This window comes from Rhodovibrio sodomensis, assembly GCF_016583645.1.
Lineage (GTDB): Bacteria > Pseudomonadota > Alphaproteobacteria > Kiloniellales > Rhodovibrionaceae > Rhodovibrio > Rhodovibrio sodomensis.
This window is the reverse complement of sequence record NZ_NRRL01000222.1, coordinates 1-2,683: the sequence shown is the minus strand read 5'-3', so window position 1 is coordinate 2,683 and position 2,683 is coordinate 1. Positions and strand designations below refer to the sequence as shown.

Below are 2,683 nucleotides of genomic sequence, written 5' to 3'. Positions count from 1 at the left end.
CGGCCTCGACCATGCGCCGGGCCTTGTTCAGCTTCGGCGCCAGGGTCATCTTCGGATCTTCGGCGGTGCCGAACACCGCGGGGCTCAGCTTACGCGGTCCGGGCGGCACCCAGTAGACGACCTTGCCGGGGTCCTGTTTGACCACGCGGTCGGGGCTGTCGCTTTGATCGGCGGCCGTCGCCTGGTCCGCACCGACGTTGGCGCAGGCGGCCAGGAAGCCGGCGGCTGCGACGCTGAGACCGCGCGCCGCCTTACCGTTGAGGGCGCCCTGCTTTTCGGTCATCACGCTCACCTCCCATTGTCGACGTGTTCAGGCCGGACCGCTTGCAACAGCGCACGGCCCGGTCACCCACGACGCCAACACGCGGGACGATTTAGCGGAACCGGCCTCACTCCCTTTTGCGTCGAACGTGACCGTCTTTGAGGACGGGTGAACGCGCCGTGAGCATCGCCGCGTTCGCGGGAGGCTGACGCCGCTCGCGAGGCGATCAACTCTCTTCAAAACCCCCGTGAGACCCGGCCTGAAGCCCCTGCGCGGAAACGCTCGCCTGCCCAAATCAAGGAGACGGTGGGCATAGATCGAAGCATGTCCCGACGATAAGCCCAGATGACAAGCCAGGAGGTCCACGATGACGCTCAACCAGCCGCGCGACTTCGGTAAAGCCGTGGGCGTCGGTGCGATCGTCGCCGTGTTGACGGGCGCGGTGACCGCGCCGCTGTTCCAGTCCGGCCTCGCGCCCATGCCGCAGGCGCCCAGCCAGGCATTCGCCGAGACCTTGCTGGGGCCCGTCCCGGAACCGGTCGGCTTTCTGTTTCACGTCTTATACGTGACGGCCGTAACGACGCTGATCCTGGCCTTCACCGGCCCGCGGGCGAGCAAGCGAGCGATCGCCGGGTCCAGCGCCGCGCTTTGGGCGATCGCGATCGTCGTGTTCTTCCCGCTGGTTGGCTGGGGCCTCTTCGGGGCCGCGGTGACGCCAAAGATCGCGGTCGCCGCGCTGGTTCCGCACGTGCTCTACGGCGTCCTGTTGTGGGCGGTCAGCCGCTTGGTGTTCCGAGCGTCGGGCAGCACCGATCGCGCGTTCCGCAGGGCATGAAGGCACCAGAATCCAACCGACACGGCGAACTCAAGGCGGACCTGGAAGGGAGATGCGCTCATGAAAGTCGCCGACGCGATGAACGAGCACGTGCCGCACATCGAGACCGGGACAAAAGTCACGGCGGCCGCGCGCAAGCTGGCGCGTACGGGCGTCGCGGATCTGGCCGTCGTCGACGGTTACGGACGCTTCGTGGGCGTCCTGTCAGAGGGAGACTTGCTGCGCGCGGTCCTGCCGGCCTTCAGCGAGCTGATGGACCGGGATTCCCTACGCGAGGGCTACGATCTCTTCGAGGAGGCCCGCGCCCGGGTAAGCGACCACCCGATCGAGCGGTTCCTGATCGCCAACCCGATCACTGTCGCCCCGAACGACGATATCACCCGCGCCGCCGGGATCATGGCGGCGCGCATGATCCGGCGGCTTCCGGTCGTCCGGGACGAGCAGCTCATCGGGACGATCGCCCGGGCGGACATCTGCGCGGCCGCCCTCGCCGGCGTTGCCGCCGCGCGCGGCTGATGCCGGGGTTCGAGGGGTTTTCGGGTCTAGCCGCAGATCCCACAAGGCGCCGGTGCGGCGAAACAGCAACGAAGGACGCCGAGTTACGTCCAAGGAGACGCACGCCCCTTGCCGTTGAACGACGTTAAAGGGCTGATGAAGGCCGTTCTGGCCGGTTTGATCACGGCCCTTGGCACCGCCTTGGTGATCATGCCGCTTTTCGCGTTCGATCTGATCACAATGCCGGAGCCGCCGAGTCAGGCGTTCGCTGAGACGTTGCTCGGCCCGGTTCACCCGTATGTTGGGTTTCTGTTCCACGTTGGATACGTGACGGTCGTGGCCGGCGGCTTCCTGATCGCTGTCGGACGCAGGCCTTCGATCTTGAAGATCGCGGCCTGGAGCATCGGGCTTTGGACGTTCGCGATGATCAGCTTCTTTCCGATCATCGGCTGGGGGGTCGCCGGGGCGACCGTGCGATCAAGCGTGGCGCTCGGCGCGATCGGCCCGCACGTTACCTTCGGTGCAATCCTGTGGGCCGCCTCCCGCCTCGTCTTCCGCGCCCACGAAGCCACGCCGTCACACAACGTCGTCGCGTGACTTGCCGGCTTCATTTTGGTCGCGCCGACAGGCTCTTCAGCGTGGTTCCTGGCACCGCCATATGCATCGCTCCCCGCATCCCAGGCGCCGCGGCAAGCACCTGATCGTGGGCGGCATACGGCGTCATGCGTCGTCGCTGGTCCGAAAACGCAGGTGGGTAATGTTCGCGGGGAAGAGGCAACTCCGGATCCACTCGAAACCGGCGCGAAGTTTCCGCCAGCCCGTTGGGATCTGGGCGAGGTACACCAAGCGCCACAGCAGCCAGGCGTGGTGAAGTGGCCCCGTTGTCTGCAACAGCGCCGGGGCTTCAGAGCCTTGGACGGTGGGGCCTTCGGTGTGTGCCGGCATCTCGCCAGGCGCGAGCGTAGCCGGCGAGGCGCCGGCTGTCTCAGCCGGGCAGCCAGACCCGGAACCGCGTGCCGGTCGCGCCGGTGTCGACCAGGCTCAGCTGGCCCCCGTTCAGGGTCGCCATCTCCTCGGCGATCTGCAGCCCG

4 protein-coding genes are annotated in these 2,683 nt (G+C 67.2%); 3 read left to right on the top strand and 1 reads right to left on the bottom strand.

All coding sequences use genetic code 11. The features are described from left to right. The coding region (locus tag CKO28_RS27195; RefSeq protein ID WP_200344600.1) for a hypothetical protein at positions 1-283 on the bottom strand (283 nt) is incomplete at its 3' end. A 346-nt stretch (positions 284-629) separates the two neighbouring features. Between CKO28_RS27195 and CKO28_RS27190 the strand changes: the two genes are divergently transcribed. The 3 genes from CKO28_RS27190 (at position 630) to CKO28_RS27180 (ending at position 2,189) form a co-directional block, all read left to right on the top strand. After that, positions 630-1,097, top strand: coding sequence for a hypothetical protein (locus CKO28_RS27190; protein WP_200344597.1), 468 nt, complete (start codon positions 630-632; stop codon positions 1,095-1,097). Positions 1,098-1,157: 60 nt separating this feature from the next. After that, positions 1,158-1,613, top strand: a complete 456-nt coding sequence (locus tag CKO28_RS27185) for a CBS domain-containing protein (RefSeq protein ID WP_200344595.1) — start codon at positions 1,158-1,160, stop codon at positions 1,611-1,613. A gap of 108 nt (positions 1,614-1,721) precedes the next feature. Beyond that, a complete protein-coding gene (locus CKO28_RS27180) occupies positions 1,722-2,189 on the top strand; it encodes a hypothetical protein (protein WP_200344587.1) in 468 nt (155 codons plus the stop codon). Positions 2,190-2,683: the final 494 nt, after the last annotated feature.

Coding starts and splice junctions, on each gene's coding strand:
- CKO28_RS27190 (WP_200344597.1), top strand. CDS start 630: ATGACGCTCAACCAGCCGCGCGACTTCGGTAAAGCCGTGGGCGTCGGT.
- CKO28_RS27185 (WP_200344595.1), top strand. CDS start 1,158: ATGAAAGTCGCCGACGCGATGAACGAGCACGTGCCGCACATCGAGACC.